The following is a 17,319-nucleotide window of genomic DNA, read 5'->3' on the forward strand; positions in this document are numbered from 1 at the left end:
CTTATGCCGTCGTTTCCAATCGTTCCACGCGCTGCAGCCCGCGCGGCAGCAGGCCGCCGCGGCCGGCGCGGTTGCCGCCGTATTCGACGAGGTCGGCCCAGCGCAGCGTGAGCTTGCGCGCGCCCGCGTACAGCGTGATTTCGCCCGAACCTTCCGTGACGACCGTGATGCCCGCGACGCGCTCGCCGCCGCCGAGCTTCGCCTTCGGGATTTCGATCAGCTTGTTGCCCTTGCCGCCGTTTTCGAGTTCCGGCAGTTCGGCCACCGAGAACATCAGCAGATGACCGGCGTTCGTCGCGACGACGATGCGGTCGCGCGCCGGATCGTTGACGTAGCCCGGCGCGAGCACGTGCGCCTTGTCGTCGAGGTTGAGAATCTGCTTGCCGGCCTTCTTGTTGCCGACGAGGCTGCCGAACTTCGTGACGAAGCCGTAGCCGAAGTCCGATGCCAGCACGATGCGCGTGTCGGCGTCGGCCATCGCGACCGCCTCGAACACGGCGCCCGCCGGCGGCGCGAAGCGGCCGGTCAGCGGTTCGCCGTTGCCGCGCGCGCTCGGCAGCGTGTGCGCCGGCGTCGAATACGCGCGGCCGGTCGAGTCGACGAACGCGACCTGTTGCGTGGTTTTTCCGAAGGCCGCGGCCTGGCAGCCGTCGCCTTCGCGGTAGTTGAGACCGTTCGGATCGATGTGGCCTTTCGCCGCGCGCACCCAGCCTTTCTGCGACAGCACGACCGTCGTCGGTTCGCTCGCCACGAGCGCCGATTCGTCGAGCGCCTGCGCGGCCTGTCGTTCGACGATCGGCGAGCGGCGCTCGTCGCCGTATTTCTTCGCGTCGTCCTTGAGCTCGTCCTTGATCAGCGTCTTCAGGCGCTGCTTGGAGTTCAACGTGACGCTGATGCGCGCGCGCTCTTCCTCGAGCTTGTCGCGCTCCTCGTTGATCTTCATTTCTTCCAGGCGCGCCAATTGCCGCAGGCGCGTCTCGAGGATGTAGTCGGCTTGTTCCTCGCTCAGCCGGAAGCGCTTCATCAGCACCGGCCTGGGCTCGTCCTCGGTGCGGACGATGCGGATCACCTCGTCGAGGTTGAGGTACGCGATGTGCAGGCCTTCGAGCAGGTGCAGGCGGCGCTCGACCTTGTCCAGGCGATGCTGCAGGCGGCGCGTCACGGTGTCGTGGCGGAAGCGCAGCCACTCGTTGAGGATCTGCTTGAGGTTCTTGACCTGCGGCCGGCCGTCGAGGCCGATGATGTTCATGTTGATACGGAAGCTCTTTTCGAGATCCGTCGTCGCGAACAGGTGCTGCATCGTCTCGTCGACGTCGATGCGGTTGGAGCGCGGGATCAGCACCAGGCGGATCGGATTTTCGTGATCCGATTCGTCGCGGATGTCCTCGATCATCGGCAGCTTTTTCAGGCGCATCTGTTCTGCGACCTGCGCCGAGATCTTCGCCGGGGACACCTGGTACGGCAGCGCCGTGATGACGATGTTGTTGTCTTCCTTCACGTACACGGCGCGCGCGCGCACGCTGCCGACGCCGGTTTCGTACATCGTCTGCAGGTCGGCGCGCGAGGAGATGATTTCGGCGCGGGTCGGAAAATCCGGGCCGCGCACGTGTTCGCACAGGTCGCGCACGGTCGCGTCGGGATCGTCGAGCAGGCGGATGCACGCGCTCGCGATTTCGCGCAGGTTGTGCGGCGGGATGTCGGTGGCCATGCCGACCGCGATGCCGGTCGAACCGTTGAGCAGCACGTGCGGCACGCGCGCGGGCAGCCATGACGGCTCCTGCAGCGTGCCGTCGAAGTTCGGCGTGAAGTCGACGGTGCCCTGGCCGAGTTCGGCGAGCAGCAGCTCGGCCATCGGCGTGAGCTTCGATTCGGTGTAGCGCATCGCCGCGAACGATTTCGGATCGTCGGGCGAGCCGAAGTTGCCCTGGCCCTCGATCAGCGGATAGCGGTACGAGAACGGCTGCGCCATCAGCACCATCGCTTCATACGCGGCGCTGTCGCCGTGCGGATGGAATTTGCCGATGACGTCGCCGATCGTGCGCGCGGACTTCTTCGGCTTGGAGCCGGCGTCGAGGCCGAGCTCGCTCATCGCATAGACGATGCGACGCTGTACCGGCTTCAATCCGTCTCCGACGAAGGGCAGGGCGCGATCGAGCACGACGTACATCGAGTAGTCGAGGTACGCGCGCTCGGCGTATTCCTTGAGCGGGATCTGTTCGTAGTTGGCTTGCAGGCTCATCGTGGCTACCGGCAGGGCGCGGACGCGTCCGCGCAAAGGGGTTATTGTGCCGTATCCGCCGGTCCGGGACGAATCGCGCCGCCTGCCGCATACTTCGAGGGTCTGGGGAGAGCGGCAGTCGAGGAATCTTCCATGTTCGAACCGAAAACCATCGATGTGATCACGACGCACGTCGACGAGGACGAGGGCCGGGTCAGCGTCGCGGGCCGCGCGCTCGTCTGCGCGCATTGCGGCGGCGACCGCTTCGACAGCCGCAGCGCGAAGCTCAACACCACTTTCGCGGAATTGTTCGATCTCGCCTGGGCCAATCGCAGCGCCACGTGCTTCGTGTGCCGCGGCTGCACGCGCATCGAGTGGTTCCTGGGTCCGCGAACCGAGTAGCGCGGACCGAACGACCTGAGGCGCAAGCGCACGACCGAATGCTTTCGAAGTCGACGATCCACAGCTTCGGTCGATTCCGGCTGAACCCCGCGTCGCGCGAACTGACGCGCGACGGCGAGCCCGTGTCGTGTCCGCGGCGCGTGTTCGATCTGCTCGTGTATCTCGTCGAGCAGCGCGAGCGCGCCGTCGGCCGCGACGAGCTCGCGTCGGCCGTGTACGGCCGCGTCGACGTGACCGACGTGCAGCTCGGCCAGCTCGTGCTGCGCGCGCGCCGCGCGGTCGACGACGACGGCACCGCGCAGCATTCGATAGCGACGGTGCCGGGCTTCGGCTATCGCTGGGTCGCAGCGACGCAGGCGATCGCCCTGGTCCTCGCCGACCCCATTCCCGATGACGTCAGGAAAGGTCTCGCCGATCCTTCGCTCGCGCCGATGGCGGGGCCGGACGGCTTCGTCGTCGAACTGCCGCCGCAGTCGCCGCCGCCGTCCGCGGGGCCTGGCCCGCGCGTCGCACTGGTCGTCGCGATCGCCGCCATGCTCGTCGTCGCGGGGCTGTGGCGATTCTTCGCGTCGCGCGTGCGCGAGGCGCCGGCTGCGCCCGCGGTACGCACCGCGACGCTGCATCCCGCGCGCGCGCAAGCCGCGCTGGTGCTGCCGCTGACCGGATCGGACCGCTCCGAACAGGCGTGGGTGCGGCTCGGCGGCATGGATCTCGTCGCCGAGCGCCTGCGCGCCGGCGGCATCGCGGTGCCCACGAGCGAAAGCGTGCTCGCGGTGCTGCGCCAGGCCGGCGACGACACCGACGCGCAGCGCGACGCGCTGCGCGAGGCGTTCGGCGACGTCGCGGTGATCATGGGCGACGCCGCGGCCGATCGCGACGGGCAATGGACGTTCAGCCTGCGCACGCGTGCGGACGGCGGCGTGCCGCGCGTCACGACGGCGAGTCGGGCCGATCCGATCGCCGCGGCGCGCGCGGCGTCGGATGCGATGATCGCGATGCTCGGCGGCGAGCCGCCGTCCGATCCGACCGGCACGCTCGACATCGAGGAAGACTGGCGCCGCGCGCGCCGCGCTGCTCGCGAACGAAACCGAAACGGCGCGGCGCATCCTGACGACGTCGAGCCGCCTCGCGCGCGAGCCCGACGAACTCGCGGTGCGGCTCGCGCAGGTCGACTATCGCGAAGGCAAGCTCGCCGACGCCGATGCGGCGATGACCGCTTTGCTCGCGCGGCTGACGCCCGGCACGAACGATCTGTTGCGCGGGCGCGCGCTGATCGTGCGCGGATCGACGCGTTCGCGCCTCGGCGATTTCGGCGCGGCGTACGTCGACTTCGACGCCGCGCTCGCCGCGCTGCCGCGCGACGCGCCGCCGGTCGAGCGCGCGCGGGCGCTGTCGGGGCGCGGTTCGTCGGGCGTGCCCTCGCACCGGTTCGATGCGGCGCTCGCCGACATGGGCGAGGCGCGCAGCCTGTTCGCCGCGGCCGGCGACGCGTTCGGCACGGCGCGCGTCGATGCGAATCTCGGCATGCTCGAGCTGTATCGCTCGCGGCCCGGCGCCGCGCTGCCGTACCTCGACGCCGCGGCGACGGGGCTCGCCGCGGTCGGCGCGCAGCACGAATGGCAGGTCGTGCTGACCGCGCAGATCGAGGCGCAGCTGTCGCTGCTGCAGCCCGAACAGGCCGCCGCGATCGCCGAGCGTGCCTGGCGCGAGCGCGAGCGCAGCAAGGATCCGGAGCAGCGCGTCGACCTCGCGCTCGACCGCGCGCACGTGCTGGTCGCGACCGGCCGCTATCGCGACGCCGCCGCGCTGCTGGCCGATCCGGCGAACGATGCAGTGCAGGGCGCCGTGTTGCGCGCGCGCGTCGCGGCGCTGCGCGCCGATCTGGCGCTGCGGCAACGCCGATGGAACGATGCCGCGGCGCTCGCGCATGCGGCGCTCGCGGACTGGCCCGCGCAAGGCGGCGCGCGCGACCGCGAGGCCGTCGCGCTGATCGAACTGCGTGCGCGTCTCGCGCTGTCGCAGACGGCGGCGGCACGCGAACTCGCGCAGCGCCTGCCGGCCGCCGATGTTCCGCCGACCGACGCACTGCCGGCCGACGGCGTGTTCCGCGAACTGCGCCGCGCCGAGTGGCGCGTGGCGCAAGGCGACGTCGACGGTGCCGCCGCGGCGTTTCGCGACGCGCTCGCGGCGGCCGAACAGGGCGGTGTGCCGGCGTCGATCGCCGGCGTCGCCGCCTCGGCCGTGCCGTGGCTGATCGAGCACGGGCGGCTCGACGACGCGCGCGCGCTGGCCGGCCGTGTCGCGCCGTGGGCGCCGCGCGACTTCGACTGCGCGCTCGTGCAGGTGCGCGTGCTGCACGCCGGCGGCGCCGTCGAGGCGTGGCGCGCGGCGCTCGACGCGGCGCACGCGCTGGCCGGCGAACGCGAGATTCCCCCGGCGCTGACGCAGGCGCCGGCGGCGCGCCGAGGCGAATCTCACGGCGCTGTTGGCCGTTTCTAACGCGTTTGGAATGCCTGCGCCGGCGGGCGCCGGGACACTGGTCCGGCCGCACCAACGTCTCTGCCGGAGAACCCGATGAAAGCGATTTACCGCGGCGCGATGCTCGCGCCGATCCTGAGCCTTGCCTCTTTCGCGGCGTGTGCCGCCGACGTCGTCAGCCTGGTCGAACTGCCCGCGCCCGACTTCGCCGGCACGGCCGGCGTGTCGAACATCGCCGCCGACGGCACCGTGGTCGGCACCGGCTGGCCCGACGGCGTGGTCGTGCGCTGGAAGCCGGGGCAGGCGGCCGAGAACCTCGGCGGCGACACGTTCACGCTCGAAAACATCATGCCGCTGATTTCGGCCGACGGTTCGACGATCGTCGCCGGTTCGTACTTCTCGCCGGCCGACCCGAACGATCCCGACGCGCTGCCGGTCAGCCAGCCCGGCATCTGGCGCGGCGGCACGACGTGGGAGGCGATCGGCGGTACCGTGCTCGAGCAGGCGACGCCGTTCGCGATCTCGGACAACGGGCAGTTTCTCGGCGGCAGCGGCGTGACGACCGCCAATCCGCCGCCGGGCACCAAGGTCTACAGCCAGGCGTGGACATGGTCGGCCGCGGGCGGCCAGCACGTGCTCGGCGCCGTGGCGGGCTACAGCGGCACGCACGCGTGGGCGATTTCCGACGACGGCCGCCTCGCGGCCGGCTACGGCGACAACGTGCCGGACGACTTCACGCGCCGCGGCGTGCTGTGGGACGACGGTGTACCGGTCGTGCTGACCGACGGCGAAGGCCGCCCGGTCGGGCAGGCGATCTCGTGCAACAGCGACTGCTCGATCGTCGTCGGCGCCGGCTTCACGGCCGAGGGCGGTTCGAACCAGGCGTGGCGCTGGACCGCGAAAACCGGCGTGCAGTACCTCGGCGAAGTGCCGGGCGCGCCCGAAGGCGTCACGTACTACGCGTTCGACACCACCGAGGACGGTTCGAAGATCGTCGGTTCGTATCCGGTGTTCGATCCGGCGCAGGGCCCGATGAACCACGGTTTCGTCTGGACCGCCGACGGCGGCATGGTCGATCTCGTCGCGTATCTCGCCGAGCACGGCATCGACTACGGCGCGAATTTCAACGAACTCGTGATCGCGGCGATGACGCGCGACGGCCGGCGCCTGCTGATCAACGGCGGCGACGAGAACTACCAGCGGCAGCGCGCGATCGTGCGGATCGATCCGGATGCGATTTTCGCGAACGGGTTCGAGCAGTGATCGCCTGACGCATCGCTCCCTAGCGCAGACGGGAGTGCGACTCCCTCTCCCCCGACAGCTGTCGGGGGAGAGGGATGGGGTGAGGAACGGCGTCCGGCCCTTCGTCGAGACCGAGGAAGAACTTGGCGCCGCCCCCTCACCCCGGCCCTCTCCCCCAAGCGCGCTTGGGGGAGAGGGAGTTCTATCGGACGATCGTTTTCACCAGCCACATCCCGAACAGCGTCGCGGCGATCGAGCCGACCACGTGCGCGCCGATCAATGCTGCGCTCCAGCCGTAGTCCTCGCGGTAGATGAGGCTCGCCGCTTCGCCCGAAAATGTCGAGAACGTCGTCAAACCGCCGAGAAAACCGGTGGTCGCGAACAGGCGCATTTCCTGGGACCAGTTCGCGTAGCCGGCCATGAGCCCCATCGCGAGTCCCATCAGCAGGCCGCCGACGAGGTTCGCCGCGAGCGTGCCGAGCGGCAGCGGCGCGAAGAGCGGATTGAGCCAGGCGCCGAGCAGCCAGCGCAGCCACGCGCCGAGCGCCGCGCCGACGCCGATCAACGCGAACGACAACGCCGTCATTGGCGCACCTTCAGCATCTGTGTTCTTCTGCGCATCGAGCGAAGCATCGCACAACGCGAGTCGCACGCGTTGCGACGCACGCGTGCGAATCTGCGCGGCCCGGTTGCGCGATACGGTGATAGTCGTCACTGGTTCGCATTCGCACGAGCGGGCACCATAGCCGATTGTCCAGGAGGATTCCCATGTCGAAGCCGAATACGACGCCGCTGACCGATACGCAGATCGACGAGCTGTCGAAGTTTCTCGACGAGTACGCCGTCGAGAAGGACGGCATGAGCTTCGAGATGCTCGACGGATTCCTCACCGCGGTGATTTCCAGCCCGCAGCCGATCGACGTCGAGGAGTGGCTGCCGCGCGTGTGGCGCGGCGAGGACGAACCGGCCGAGCCGATCGCCGACGACGTGCAGGCGGCGATCGCGACCGACGCGATCCTCAAGCATCACGCGCACCTCGAATCGGTGCTGCAGCAGGGCGGCGCCGAGTTCACGCCGTGGATACTCGAGTTCGAGGACGAGGACGGCAGCGTCGTCTCGTTCGGCCAGGAATGGGCGCTGGGCTACCTGCGCGGCGTGGGCCTGCGCGAGGACGCGTGGGACGAACTGCTTTCCGACGCGGAATGGCAGGAGGATCTCGACGTCGTGGAACTTCTCGCGCGAGGCCCCGACGACGAGGAATCCGGCGGCGAACTGCGCGAGCAGGCCGCGCGCGACGAATACATCGAGACGATGCTCGGCTTCGCGCTCGACGCGTACGACTTCTGGGCCGAACAGCGCCTGACGCCGACGACGCAGCGCCGAGAGGCGCCGAAGGTCGGTCGCAACGATCCGTGCCCGTGCGGCAGCGGCCGCAAGTACAAGCAGTGCCACGGCGCGGGCCTGCAATAGAGGTTCACGAGTTCACAATGACACAAGACCAAAGGCGCGGCCTCGCGCCTCTGCTCGCCGGGCTGGCGATGTTCGGCCCGTTCGCGATCGACACGATGTTTCCGGCGTTCCCCGAAATCGCACGCGAGTTCGGCGCGAACGAATGGTTGATGCAGCAGACGCTGTCGGCGTACCTCATCGCGTACGCGCTGATGTCGCTGTTCCACGGACCCGTTTCCGATACCTACGGCCGCCGCGGCGTCATCGTCGGCAGCGTGGTCGTGTTTCTCGCGGCGTCGGTCGGCTGCGCGCTCGCGTGGTCGATCGAAAGCCTGCTGTTCTTCCGCGTGGTGCAGGGCATATCGGCCGGTGCGGGCCAGATCGTCGGCCGCGCGATCATCCGCGATCTGTACGAGGGCCCCGCGGCGCAGCGGCTGATGTCGAACATCTCGATGATGTTCACGATCGCGCCGGCGGTCGCGCCGATCGTCGGCGGCTGGATGCTCGGCCTCGGGCATTGGCGCTGGATCTTCTGGTTTCTGGTCGCGTGGTCGGTCGTGCTGCTCGTCGCCTGCCTGTGGCGCCTGCCCGAAACGCATCCGCGCGAGCGGCGCGTGCCGCTGTCGGTGCGCGAGCTGGTGAAGAGCTACGGCGGCATGGTGCGCGATACGCACTTCTGGCCGCTCGCGATCGCGGGCACGGTGAATTTCAGCGCGATGTTTCTGTACATCTCGTGCGCGCCGGCGTTCGTCATGGAGCAGTTGAAGCTCAGCGAACAGCAGTTCGCGTGGCTGTTCGTGCCGGCGGTCAGCGGCATGTTCCTGGGCGCGCTCGCGTCGAGCCGGCTCGCCGGCAAGTACGACGCGCGCAAGACGGTGGGCTTGGGCTACATCGTGATGCTGTGCGCGTCGGCGCTCAACGTCGTGCTGTCGGCGTGGGTGCTGCCGCACCCGATGGTGCCGTGGTCGGTGCTGCCGATCGGGCTGCATGCGATCGGCATTTCGATGTCGTTCCCGACGATCGCGCTCCTGGTCATCGACCGGTTTCCGACCCATCGCGGCGGCGCGTCGTCGATGCAGTCGTTCGTCGCGCTCGTGTTCAATGCGGTCCTGGCGGGGGCGATCGTGATCTATCTCTCCGATAGCGCCACCAAGCTCGCGCTCGGGTCGGCGACGCTGACGGTCATCGGGTTCGTGGCTTGGCGCGTTTATCGCCGGGTGGCCAAGCGCGATGCGCTTTTGGCCCGGGCAGGCGGCGCCGTCGTGTAGTTGTTCGCTTTTTTGCTTTTGCTCGTCATCCCGGCGTAGGCCGGGATCCAGCATCTACCGCTGGTTTTTCGCCGCTACCCCAACAAGCGTTGCTCTTGTCGTTGACAGTCGCTTCGCCGCTGTTGCGTCGCGGACAGTCGCTTCGCCGCTTTTGCCTCGCGTTGAACAAAGCGTTCCGCTCGCTGCCGCGAGCGGGCAGGGAGAGATTGCTTGCCCAATCCCTCCCTGCACCCTCCAAGGGCACCCCGACGGCCGCGGTTTGCGGGCATCCCTGCCCGCAAACTCCGCGAGATCACTCCGGGGTTCGTTGATGGGCCATCCATGGCCCGTCAACGAACTGCGCACATCCTGTGCGCACCCGCTGCGCGGGCTTTTCCTCCGCAATCTCGCCGCGACCGACGGGGCCCCGGGTAGAGCGGGCGGCTTCCTGCCGCCAGAAGCAACAGCAACTGCAACTGCAACGGCAACGGCAACGGCAACGGCAACAGCGACAGCGACAGCGACAGCGACAGCGACATCGACATCGACAGCGACAGCAGCGGTCGTCGGCTTTTGGTCGCGTCGCTCCCGCATTGCCTTCAGCGCTCGAGCCGCCCGAATCCGAACAGCCCGCCCAGCGGATGCCTGCGCCGCTCGATCGCCGCGCGCAACAGCCCGGCGCCGAGCATCGAGTACGTGATGCCGTTTCCGCCGTACGCCATCGCGAACAGCACGCGCTGGCCGTGCTCCGCGTGCGCGCCGAAGTACGGCAGTCCGTCGCGTGTTTCCGCGAATGTGCCGGCCCACGAGAACGCCGGTTCCAGCGGTATCTGCGGGAACATCGCCGCTGCCTTGCGGACGAGCTGCCGCGCCTTGCGCTCGACCAACGCATCGCGTCGCGCCGGGATGTCGATCGCATCGTCTTCGCCGCCGACAAGCACGCGGCCGTCCGCCGTCGAGCGCAGGTACAGATACGGCCGCGCCGTTTCCCACATGAGCGTGTCGCGAAGCGGCCCGAGCTTTTCGCGCGATATCGGATCGGTCGCGAACGCATAGCTGCTGCGGTTGCTCGCGACGCGCGCGGCGAGCCATCGCTGGCTCTCGTAGCCTGCGGCGACGACGACATGCCGCGCATCGACGCGACCCCTCGGCGTGGTCAGCGCGACACCGCGCGGGCCGACCTGCATGGCCTCGACATGCGTGCGGTCGTAGACGCGATCGGCGAGCCCGCGCAGCAGCCGATGTGTCGCGCGATACGGATCGATCGTCGCCGCCGGGCGGCTGAGGATCGCACCGTGCGCGCGCAGCCCGTAGCGCTCGGCAACGGCCGCCGCGGTCATCCAGCGCACGTCGAAACCCAGTCGCCGGCGCGCTTCGTATTCTTCCCGCAGCACGCGCCCGTCGCGCGGCCGGCTCGCGTAGTACAGGCTTTGCGCGCGGCGGAACTGCGTACCGCCGATCTCGCGCGCCAGCGCCTCGATGCGCTCGATCGCGTCGGCGCAGGCGCGATAGGCGAGAGCGGCGTCGTCTTCGCCGTAGCGGCGCGCGAGATCGACGAGATGCGTGTCGATTTCGTACTGCAGCAGCGCCGTGCTCGCCGCCGTGCTGCCCCAGGCGACGTCGCGCCCGTCGAGCACGACGACCTCGTGTCCGTGCGCCGCGAGTTCGTGCGCGACCAGCGCGCCGGTGATGCCGGCGCCGATCACGGCGACGTCGCAGCGAATGTCTCGCTCGAGCGGCGGGTACGCGCGCATCAGGCCGTTCGTCACGGCCCAGAACGGGTACCCGCTCTTCAGATCCATCCGATCGACCGGCACTGCCTCAGGCTGTCGGCGCTTGTCTGCCGACGACCGCGAACCAGTCGCCGCTGACCGACTCGATCAGGGCTTCGTCGAAGCGGCTGAACGAATACCAGTGACCCTCGTCGTCGCGCGCCCAGCGGATGCGCGCCTCGTCGCGTGCCGGCAGGCTCGGGCGCGGCTGCTGGTAAACGAACAATTGCCGCAGATCGCCGGCCGGCGATCGGACCCAGAGCATGTCGTCGGCGTAGCAGTGTTTCATGAGGACGTCCTTGCGGGGTTCTTTCTTCCTTTCAGGCACGATGCATGCCGCGGGAGGCTCGCGCTACATCGTTGATCTGGCGTCGGATTTTCCGCGCGTCCGAATCGGGCGGCTTGCAATTTGCGGGAGCGCACGACCCGCGCGCGCCGCGTTCCGCATTGCGGTCCCTCGCCGGCGCGGCCGGCGAGGGATCGCGAATCGACGGCTACGCGGCGGATGCCGGCGCGGCGCCGCCGCCCAGGAGCTGCTTGAGCACCGCGAGCACCTCGTCCTTGCTGCCCATCACCACCGTCTGCGCGTCGCGCGAAACGTCGGTGCCGATCAGCACGTTGTAGCCCTGGCCGAGGTCGTTGCCGTCCTCGTCGATGCGCGGATACGTTTCCACTTTGCCGATGTACATGATGCGGTTGGCGTCGATGAAACGGCCGTCCGGCAGTTTGATCCAGCGTTGCATGGTGTTTCTCCTTACTGCCAGCCGCAGTCCTTGCCGCGGTTCTGTTCTTTCAGATAGCCGTACAACGGCGCGAAGTAGTCGAGGATCGCGCTCGCGTCCATCTCGCCCTTGCCGGTGAGCTCGGACAGCGTCGCCTGCCACGTCTGCGACGCCCCCTTCTGCAGCATCGCCCAGTACTTCGCGCCGGCCGTCTTGTTGCCGTAGACCGAGCATTCGTGCAGCGGTCCCTTGAAGCCCGCCGCTTCGCACAGCGAACGCTGGAACTGGAACTGCAGGATGTGCGCGAGGAAATAGCGCATGTACGGCGTGTTGCCCGGCACGTGGTACTTCGCGCCCGGATCGAAGTCGTTCTCGGTGCGCGCGACGACCGGCGCGACGCCCTGGTATTTCTTTTTGAGTTCCCACCACGCCGCGTTGTAGTTCGCGGGCGTGATCGAACCGTCGAATACGCCCCAGCGCCATTCGTCGATCAGCTTGCCGAACGGCAGGAACGCGATCTTTTCGAGCGCCTGCTTCATCTGCGCGTTGAGCACGGCCTTCGGGTTCGCTTTGGCGTTGCCGGCGAGACCGATCTGCGCGAGATAGCTCGGCGTGAGGTTCAGCTGGATCGTGTCGCCGATCGCCTCGTGGAATCCGTCGTGCGCGCCGGTCTGGAACAACGGCGGCAGCGGGTTGTAGGCGAGGTAATAGTAGATGTGCCCGAGCTCGTGATAGATCGTGCGGAAATCTTCCTCGTTCGGGTTGATGCACATCTTGATGCGCACGTCGCCGGCAAGGTCGATGTCCCACGCGCTGGCGTGGCACACGACGTCGCGGTCCTGCGGACGCTTCAACTGCGAGTTGGTGTAGAACGACTTCGGCAGCGACGGAAAACCGAGCGACGTGTAGAAGTCTTCGGCGCGCTGCGCCATCTTCTCGGGCGTGTACTTGCCGCGCTTGAGCGCGGCGTCGACGTCGAGGTTCGACACGCCCGGATACGGCTGCAGCAGCGGATACAGCGCCGACCAGTCCTGCGCCCACATGTTGCCGGTGATGTGCGCCGGAATCGTGCCGTCCTTCGGCATCTTCGCGCCGTACTTCGCGGCGAGCTTGTTGCGCGCGTAGCACTGCAGTTCGTCGTACAGCGGCTTGACCTGGCTCCACAGCCGGTCGGTTTCCTTGCGCAGGTCGGCGGGGCTCATGTCGTAGCCCGAGCGCCACGCTTCGCCGGCGTCGCCGTAGCCGATCTCGCGCGCGCCCTCGTTGACGAGTTCGGCGAAGCGCACGTAGTCCTTGCGCATGCCGCGCGCGGTGTCGTGCCACGCGGTCCACGCCTCGAGGTCGAGATCCCAGTCGCGCTTTTCGGCCAGCACCTTGGAAAGATCGTCGAGATTGCGGCACGTCTTCGGATCGGACGCGTCCTTGCACGACTTGCCCGAACCGTACGCGGCGTTGAGGCGCGAGGCGATCTCGGTCAGCTCGGCGAGCTTGGCGGGGTCTTTCGGCGCCGGCATCGCCGTCTGCAGCTTGATCAGGTCGATGCCGCGCTGCGTCGCCGGCGAGATGCCGGACACGCCGGCGAACTTGCGCGCGTCTTCCACATTTTTCGAAACGCGCACGAGGTTGCGTTCGTTCGCCTTCGAGACGAGCACTTCGGTATCGGCGTTGATGTACGTTTCGGATACCCACTGCGCCGCGGTGATCTCGCGGTACGTATCGCGGATTTCCTTGTTCACGCCGGCGATGAACGCGTCGGCTTCGGCCGCGGTGGCGGCGGGTTTGGCGCCGGCCGGTCTGGCCTCATGGCCGGCCTCGGCGCGCGTCGGCGTTCCCTGGCAGGCGGCGAGGCCGAGCGTCACGGCGAGCGCGAGCGCGCTACGGAAGAGCTTCATGGTTTCCCCTTGAGGTTGTACGGGCAGCCGGCGAAGTTTGCCGCACGGATAGGTCTTAGGTCACGCTTGAATTTGCGGGCCGGAAACCGGACTTTTTCGCTACGTCTACGAAGGAGGGCGCAGATTCCATGAGCACCGGTCAAGGTTCCGCGGGCAACGTCATTGCCGCGTTGTGCAGCTTTTTCATCCCCGGCCTCGGTCAGCTGCTGCAGGGGCGCCTGCTGCTGGCGATCGTGCAGTTCGTGCTGGCCGCGATCCTGTGGTGGGTGCTGCTCGGCTGGATCGTCCACCTGTGGTCGATCATCGACGCGGCGATGTTCAAGCCGCGCAACTGATCGCTTGCATGGAAACCGGCTGCCGGCGAGGATCGCCGGCAGCCGTGCCGCCGCACAGGGAGTTCGCGTTCCATGTCCGTAACCTTCATCATCATCGGCATCACAGTCGTCGTCTCGTTTCTCGCGTTCAACGACAGGCGACTGATGGACCGGCTCGTGCTGTGGCCGCCCGCCGTGCAGCGCGACGGCCAGTACTACCGTCTCCTGACGCACGGCTTCGTCCACGGTGACGGCATGCATCTTCTGTTCAACATGCTGACGCTGTATTTCTTCGGCCCGTCGATCGAGCGGCTGCTCGGTGCGATGGCCGGGCCGTGGGCGTACCCGGCGTTTTACGTAGCGGCGATCATCGTGTCGATCCTGCCTTGGCAGCACGCGCACCGGAACCGCAGCGACGTCGCGTCGCTCGGCGCGTCGGGCGCGGTCTGCGCGGTGCTGTTCGCGTACATCCTGTTCGATCCGTGGGCCACGCTCCTGTTGTTCTTCGTGGTTCCGGCGCCGGCGATCGTGCTGGCGATCGGCTACGTCGCGTACTCGATCTACATGGACCGCCGCACCGATCGCGGCACCGGCGCGAAGATCAATCACAATGCGCACCTGTGGGGCGCGGCGTTCGGCATCGCCTTCATGCTGGTCGTCGAGCCCAGCGTGCTCGGTCACTTCCTCGACCGCCTCGCGCACCCGCGCTTCAGCCCGATGGGCCACTTCGGCGCCTTCTGACGATCTTCGAACACCGGGTTTGACCGGACACCCCGCAGCGCCGACACTGCGCGCGGGGGTACGTCCGCGACGGAGGGTGGACAATGGGGATCTGGGATCGACTGACGGCGTTGTTCGCGCCGAAACCGAAATTCAACGACCGCCGCGACAAGCCGCGGCTCAACGCACGGGAAGGTACGCGCGTACTGATCGTCGACGACTCGGCCACGATCGTCGCGCTGCTGCGAAAGCTCTTGCAGCAGAACGGCTACAGCACGCTCGAGGCGCACGACGCCGAACAGGGCCTCGTGATCGCCACCGACGAGCAGCCCGATCTGATCTTTCTCGACATCGTGCTGCCGGGCATGAACGGCTTCGCGGCGCTGCGCCAGCTGCGGCGCGATCCGCGCACGAAGGGCATTCCGGTGATCATGATCAGCGGCAACGAGCAGGCGACCGAGCAGTTCTACGCCCAGCGCATCGGCGCCGACGATTTCATGAAAAAGCCCTTTTCGCGGGCCGAAGTGTTCATGCGCATCGAACGCCTGCTCAACGCCGAGAAAGTGCCGCACCGCGTGTCGCAGGGCACGCCGCCGCCGCGCCGCGACGTGTGAGCGCCGCAACGTAGCGGCCGCCTCGCGGCGGCCGCTACGTGATGCGTGAAGCGAGACCGGCTTACTTCGCCGCCGGCGCCGTCGCGGTCAGGCCGCGGCGTTCCAGCAGCGGCTTGACGTCCGGATCGCGGCCGCGGAAGTCGCGGAACAGCTGCATCGCGTCGACGCTGCCGCCGCGCGAGAGCAGCGTGTCGCGGAAGTGATCGCCGTTCTTGCGCGTCAGGCCGCCGTTCTCCTTGAACCATTCCACGCTGTCGGCGTCGAGCACTTCCGACCAGATGTACGCGTAGTAGCCGGCCGAGTAGCCGCCGAGGATGTGCGAGAAGTACGTCGAGCGGTAGCGCGGCGGCACCGGAGCGTAGTCGACGCCGGCCTTCTTGAGTGCGTTCGCTTCGAACGCGAGCACGGTGTCGGCGGTCGGCGCCTGGTCTGCCTTGATCTGGTGGTACGCCTGGTCGAGCAGCGCGGCGCCGAGGTATTCGGTCGTCGCGAAGCCCTGGTTGAATTTCTGCGCAGAAAGAACCTTATCCACAAGTTCCTGCGGAATCGGTTCGCCGGTCTTGTAGTGCTTGGCGTAGTTCTTCATGATTTCCGGCCAGGTCATCCACATTTCGTTGACCTGCGACGGATATTCCACGAAGTCGCGCGGCACGCTCGTGCCGGAGAAGCGCGGGTACTTCACGTTCGAGAACATGCCGTGCAGCGCATGGCCGAATTCGTGGAACGCGGTGTTCGCCTCGTCGAACGTGAGCAGCGTCGGCTCGCCCTTCGGCGGCTTCGGAATGTTGAGGTGATTGGCGACGACCGGCGTCGTGCCGAACAGGCCGCTCTGCGAGACGTATTCGTTCATCCACGCGCCGCCGCGCTTGTTGTCGCGCGCGTACCAGTCGACGATGAAGATCGCGAGCTGCTTGCCGTCCTTGTCGAACACGTCGAACGTGCGTACGTCCGGCTGGTAGACCGGCAGGTCCTTGCGTTCCTTGAACGAGATGCCGTACAGCTTGTTCGCGGCGTAGAACACGCCGTTGACGAGCACGTTGTCGAACTCGAAATACGGGCGCAGCTGCGATTCGTCGAAGTTGAACTTCTGCGTGCGCACCTTCTCGGCGTAGTACGACCAGTCCCACGCGGCGAGCTGGAAGCCGCCCTTTTCCTTGTCGATCAGCGCCTGCATGTCGGCGGCTTCTTTCTTCGCGTTCGCGACGGCGGCCGGCGCGAGTTGCGACAGACGGTCGTTGACGGCCTTGACCGTGTGCGCCGTTTCGTCTTCGAGCACGTACGTGGCGTGGTCCGGATAGCCCAGGAGCGCGGCGCGCTCGGCGCGGATCTTGGCGACCTTCGCGATGATCGCGCGGTTGTCGAATTCGCCGCCGTGGCTCGCGCGGCCGACCGAGGCCTTCTGCAGGCGTTCGCGCACGGCGCGGTTTTCGAGCTGCGCGAGCGCCGGCTGGCCGGACGTGTTCTGTAGCGTGATCACGTACTTGCCTTCGAGGCCGCGCTTCTTCGCCGCTTCCGCGGCCGTGGCGATCGCGCCGTCGGACAGGCCCTTCAGTTCTTCCTTCGTGTCGACGACGAGCGCCGACGCGTTGTTTTCCTTGAGCAGGTTCTGGCTGAAGCTCGTCTGCAGGCTGGCCAGTTCGGCGTTGAACGCCTTGAGCTTGGCCTTGTCGGCGTCGTTGAGCTTGGCGCCGGCGCGCACGAAATCGGTGTGGTAGCGCTCGACCAGGCGCTTGGATTCGGCGTCGAGCCCGAGCTGGTCGCGTTTTTGGAACAAGGCGTCGACGCGCGCGAACAGCTTCGGATTGAGCGCGATCGCGTCCTGGTGCGCCGACAGCTTCGGCGCCATCTCGGCCTGGATCTTCTCCATCTCGTCGTTCGTGTTCGTGCCCGACAGGTTGAAGAACACCGTGCTCACGCGCGTGAGCAGCTGGCCGGAACGCTCCAGCGCGACGAGCGTGTTGTCGAACGTCGCGGCGTCCTTGTTGTCGGCGATCGCGTCGACTTCCTTGACCTGTTCGGCCATGCCGGCTTCGAACGCCGGGGCGTAGTCCGAATTCTTGATCTTGTCGAACGCCGGATACTGGAACGGCAGAGTGCTGGGCTTGGCGAACGGATTGTCGGCGGCCATCGGGGCGGTCTTGGCTGCGGCGGCGGCCTTGGGGGCCGCGGCCTTGTCGGCGGCGAAAAGGGGCGAGGCGGTCCCGAGGGCGAGCGCCAGGGCCAGGGCAAGACGGGTTTTCACGAGATTC

General features: G+C 67.8%; 13 protein-coding genes and 3 pseudogenes. 9 read left to right on the forward strand and 7 right to left on the reverse strand.

Annotation, left to right across the window (positions count from 1 at the left end; all coding sequences use genetic code 11):
• Position 1: 1 nt before the first annotated feature.
• Positions 2-2,239 carry a DNA topoisomerase IV subunit A gene (gene parC, locus OD750_RS06705; RefSeq protein WP_263543483.1) on the reverse strand — a complete coding sequence of 746 codons (2,238 nt, stop codon included), beginning with the start codon at positions 2,237-2,239 and terminating at the stop codon, positions 2-4.
• Between the two features lie 419 nt (positions 2,240-2,658).
• Between parC and OD750_RS27490 the strand changes: the two are divergent.
• The 3 genes and pseudogenes from OD750_RS27490 to OD750_RS06720 form a co-directional block, all read left to right on the forward strand.
• Positions 2,659-2,898: pseudogene (locus OD750_RS27490) on the forward strand (winged helix-turn-helix domain-containing protein); the annotation flags it as partial.
• A gap of 874 nt (positions 2,899-3,772) precedes the next feature.
• Positions 3,773-5,119: an ATP-binding protein gene (locus OD750_RS06715; RefSeq protein ID WP_263543485.1), complete on the forward strand. Its 1,347-nt coding sequence runs from the start codon at positions 3,773-3,775 to the stop codon at positions 5,117-5,119.
• Positions 5,120-5,194: 75 nt separating this feature from the next.
• A complete protein-coding gene (locus OD750_RS06720; protein ID WP_263543486.1) occupies positions 5,195-6,361 on the forward strand; it encodes a hypothetical protein in 1,167 nt (388 codons plus the stop codon).
• A gap of 181 nt (positions 6,362-6,542) precedes the next feature.
• On the opposite strand, the gene crcB is transcribed toward OD750_RS06720, so the two are convergent.
• Complete coding sequence (gene crcB, locus OD750_RS06725) at positions 6,543-6,926, reverse strand: fluoride efflux transporter CrcB (protein ID WP_263543487.1); 384 nt, start codon at positions 6,924-6,926, stop codon at positions 6,543-6,545.
• Positions 6,927-7,108: 182 nt separating this feature from the next.
• On the opposite strand from crcB, the pseudogene OD750_RS06730 reads away from it, so the two are divergent.
• The 3 genes and pseudogenes from OD750_RS06730 to OD750_RS06735 all read left to right on the forward strand — a co-directional run.
• Positions 7,109-7,678 (forward strand): annotated as a pseudogene (locus OD750_RS06730) (UPF0149 family protein); the annotation flags it as partial.
• Between the two features lie 39 nt (positions 7,679-7,717).
• A pseudogene (locus tag OD750_RS27440) lies at positions 7,718-7,810 on the forward strand (SEC-C metal-binding domain-containing protein); the annotation flags it as partial.
• A gap of 17 nt (positions 7,811-7,827) precedes the next feature.
• Positions 7,828-9,057, forward strand: coding sequence for a multidrug effflux MFS transporter (locus OD750_RS06735; protein ID WP_263543489.1), 1,230 nt, complete (start codon positions 7,828-7,830; stop codon positions 9,055-9,057).
• A gap of 578 nt (positions 9,058-9,635) precedes the next feature.
• Here OD750_RS06735 and OD750_RS06740 read toward each other — a convergent pair.
• The 4 genes from OD750_RS06740 to OD750_RS06755 form a co-directional block, all read right to left on the reverse strand.
• Positions 9,636-10,838 carry an NAD(P)/FAD-dependent oxidoreductase gene (locus tag OD750_RS06740; RefSeq protein WP_272841826.1) on the reverse strand — a complete coding sequence of 401 codons (1,203 nt, stop codon included), beginning with the start codon at positions 10,836-10,838 and terminating at the stop codon, positions 9,636-9,638.
• Between the two features lie 19 nt (positions 10,839-10,857).
• On the reverse strand, positions 10,858-11,097 hold the full coding sequence (locus tag OD750_RS06745) for a hypothetical protein (RefSeq protein WP_263543491.1): 240 nt from the start codon (positions 11,095-11,097) through the stop codon (positions 10,858-10,860).
• A gap of 205 nt (positions 11,098-11,302) precedes the next feature.
• The gene (locus tag OD750_RS06750; protein ID WP_263543492.1) at positions 11,303-11,551 is read right to left on the reverse strand and encodes a hypothetical protein; all 249 of its coding nucleotides are present in this window, start codon (positions 11,549-11,551) and stop codon (positions 11,303-11,305) included.
• An 11-nt stretch (positions 11,552-11,562) separates the two neighbouring features.
• Entirely contained in the window at positions 11,563-13,422 is a 1,860-nt protein-coding gene (locus OD750_RS06755) for a M2 family metallopeptidase (RefSeq protein WP_263543493.1), read from the reverse strand.
• Between the two features lie 128 nt (positions 13,423-13,550).
• Here OD750_RS06755 and OD750_RS06760 point away from each other — a divergent pair, with 128 nt between their 5' ends.
• The 3 genes from OD750_RS06760 to OD750_RS06770 all read left to right on the forward strand — a co-directional run bounded on the left by OD750_RS06760 (position 13,551) and on the right by OD750_RS06770 (position 15,070).
• Positions 13,551-13,757 (forward strand): hypothetical protein, encoded by a 207-nt coding sequence (locus OD750_RS06760; protein WP_263543494.1) that lies wholly within the window; start codon positions 13,551-13,553, stop codon positions 13,755-13,757.
• A 72-nt stretch (positions 13,758-13,829) separates the two neighbouring features.
• Positions 13,830-14,477: a rhomboid family intramembrane serine protease gene (locus OD750_RS06765; protein WP_263543495.1), complete on the forward strand. Its 648-nt coding sequence runs from the start codon at positions 13,830-13,832 to the stop codon at positions 14,475-14,477.
• Between the two features lie 83 nt (positions 14,478-14,560).
• The gene (locus OD750_RS06770; RefSeq protein ID WP_263543496.1) at positions 14,561-15,070 is read left to right on the forward strand and encodes a response regulator; all 510 of its coding nucleotides are present in this window, start codon (positions 14,561-14,563) and stop codon (positions 15,068-15,070) included.
• Positions 15,071-15,131: 61 nt separating this feature from the next.
• Here OD750_RS06770 and OD750_RS06775 read toward each other — a convergent pair whose 3' ends face one another.
• Positions 15,132-17,312, reverse strand: coding sequence for a M3 family metallopeptidase (locus tag OD750_RS06775; RefSeq protein WP_263543497.1), 2,181 nt, complete (start codon positions 17,310-17,312; stop codon positions 15,132-15,134).
• Between the last annotated feature and the right edge of the window lie 7 nt (positions 17,313-17,319).

It is taken from the genome of Tahibacter soli, assembly GCF_025717065.2.
Classification (GTDB): domain Bacteria; phylum Pseudomonadota; class Gammaproteobacteria; order Xanthomonadales; family Rhodanobacteraceae; genus Tahibacter; species Tahibacter soli.